The following is a 2837-nucleotide window of genomic DNA, read 5'->3' on the forward strand; positions in this document are numbered from 1 at the left end:
TTTCTACGAAGATTGGTATCGCCCCGATTTGATGTCAGTAATTGTAGTGGGGGATATTGATCTTCAGGAGATGGAGCAAGAGATAAAAAAACGTTTTGGTGATCTAGAGAACCCATCGCAAACAAAAGAGCGTGAAATGTACGAAATTCCGTACCACGAAGATACCAAAGTGTCGGTAGTAACTGATCCTGAGGCTACTTTCAACCAAATCATTCTCTTCTATAAAAATCAGGGGATGCCCGAAGAGCAGAAAACTATTGGGGATTTTCGCGAGTCAGCGGTACATAGCTTATTTACCGGAATGCTGAATGAACGACTAGCTGAGCTAACCCGCGAAGCAGACCCTCCTTTTATGAATGCTAGTGGCTACTACGGCACAGTACTACGTACTAAAGAAGCTTACCAGCTTTTTGCCATCGTGCCTGAAAATGGGGTGGAACGCGGTATGAAAGCTTTGCTAGAACAAAATGAGAAAGTACGTCAGTTCGGATTTACTCAATCGGAATTAGACCGTTACAAAAAGCAAATTCTTACTCGCTACGAGCAGGCGTATAATGAGCGGGAAAAGACTGAATCGGAGCGCTACGCTGCCGAATATATCCGTAATTTCTTACAAGATGAACCTATTCCGGGCATTGAGTTTGAGTTTGAGTTTATGAAGAAATATCTTCCTGAAGTTACTCTGGAGGAAGTGAATAAGCTCGCAAAGGAATGGATTAAAAACGAAAACCGAGTAGCCGTCGTAATGGCCCCTGAAAAAGAAGGGGTAAGTGTCCCATCGGAAGAGGAAGTGCGAGCTATTCTTAAAGAAATGGAGAACGCCGAAGTAACGGCTTATGAAGATGAAGCGGTAGCTAGTTCACTGATGGAAGCACTGCCCGAAGCCGGTAGTATTGCTGATGAGAAGGTACTAGACAAAATCGGTACTACCGAACTGACTCTTTCCAATGGTGTAAAAGTAGTGCTGAAGCCTACTGACTTTAAAGACGATGAAATTTTAATGACTGCTTCTAGCCCGGGTGGGCATTCTGTTTACGATCTAGACAAGTACTATTCAGCAGTAAATTCTGACGGATTGGTGGCTCAAAGTGGAGTAAAAGATTTTTCGGCTACTGCTCTAGACAAGTATTTAGCTGATAAAAACGCGAGTGTATCTCCGTTCATTGGAACACTCACCGAAGGGTTCTCGGGAAATAGTACTCCTAAAGATGTTGAGACTATGCTTCAGCTTACTCACTTATACTTCACGGCGCCTCGCCAAGATCAGGAAGCCTTTCAGTCGTTTATTTCTAAAAACAAAGCGATTTACGCTAATTTGCTATCTGACCCTCGCTACTATTACCAAGATAAGTTATCCCGAATATTGTCTCAGAATAATCCGCGAGGAGGCGGTTATCCTACTCAGGAAGATTGGGAGAAAGTAGATTTTAAACAAGCATTTGATGCTTACAATGATCGGTTTGCTGATGCTAGTGACTTTACCTTCTTCTTTGTTGGTAATTTTGACGTGGAAGAAATGAAGCCGATGGTATCGCAGTATTTAGGCAGCTTACCGGCTACTAATCGGGAAGAGAAGTGGAAAGATTTGGGTATCCGTCCGCCTTCGGGAGTAGTGGAGGAAAAAGTATACAAGGGCACTGATCCGAAAAGTATGGTCAATATCACTTTTACTGGTGAGTTTGCCTACGATCGCGAGGAGGCTTTTGAGCTAAATGCCTTAGTTCAAGCACTGAATATTAAATTAATAGAAGAAATACGAGAGAAGAAAAGTGGAGTCTACGGTATTGGTGCTCGGGCAAATCTTTCAAAGTATCCCTACGAGCACTATTCTATTACAGTAAGTTTCCCGTGCGCTCCTGAGAATGTTGAAGACCTATCGGAGGCGGTATTTACCGAGATCAAGAAGATGCAAGAAAATGGGCCTACTAATGAAGATTTACAGAAAGTAAAAGAAACCCAGCGACGAGATATGGAGACAAATCTTCAAGAAAACCGCTACTGGTTACGAACACTTCAACAAGCCTACTTTCGTGATCTAGATCCAGCTAAAGTATTGGACTACGAGGAAGCTATTGATAGTTTGACTGCCGAAGATTTAAAAGCAACGGCTAGTAAGTATTTTAACTTTGATAGTTATATAAAAGTAGCATTGTTTCCAGAAGAAGGTGCTGCTTCGGATGATGCTGAAACTAAACCATCGGGTTCAGGTCAGTAATGTAACTTTCACAGTCTATAATAATGAAAGCCTTCTACACACTAGAAGGCTTTTTTTATGTCAACTAATACTACTCTTATTAAATATCAGTAAAAATGAAACAAAAAATAATGAACACCGTTTAGTGAATAAACATCGTCCATTAATATGGGTATTACTGAACGTAAAGAGCGTGAGAGAAAAGAGATGAGGGAGCTGATCCTTTCTACTGCAACTAATTTATTTATAGAGCAAGGATATGATAGTGTAAGTATGCGCAATATTGCAGAGGTGATGGAGTATAGTCCGGCTACAATTTATCTGTATTTTAAAGATAAAAATGAGTTGCTTTACGCATTAAGTGAAGAGGGCTTTAGAAAATTCTTTAATAGCTTTCAATCGCTTTCATTGCAGGATGATCCTCTAAAAATGTTACAGGAATTAGGGCGTATTTACGTTCAGTTTGCTCTGGAGAATCCGGTTTATTATGATTTGATGTTCATCATGCGATCACCAATGGAATCTCATCACATTGGTGAAAGCTGGGAGTTAGGAATGAAAAGCCATGGGATACTTACCTCAGTAGTTAATCAATGTATTGAGAAAGGCTACTTTCAAGAAAAAGATCCTGACACAGTAGCTC

2 protein-coding genes are annotated in these 2837 nt (G+C 40.8%); both read left to right on the plus strand.

Annotated elements, in window-relative coordinates; all coding sequences use genetic code 11:
* Positions 1 to 2215: M16 family metallopeptidase (locus WBA23_RS23865; RefSeq protein WP_424584786.1), on the plus strand; the 2215-nt coding region annotated here is incomplete at its 5' end.
* Positions 2216 to 2362: 147 nt separating this feature from the next.
* The coding region (locus WBA23_RS23870) for a TetR/AcrR family transcriptional regulator (RefSeq protein WP_424584787.1) at positions 2363 to 2837 on the plus strand (475 nt) is incomplete at its 3' end.

This window comes from Tunicatimonas sp., from assembly GCF_049647865.1.
Classification (GTDB): Bacteria; Bacteroidota; Bacteroidia; order Cytophagales; family Cyclobacteriaceae; genus Tunicatimonas.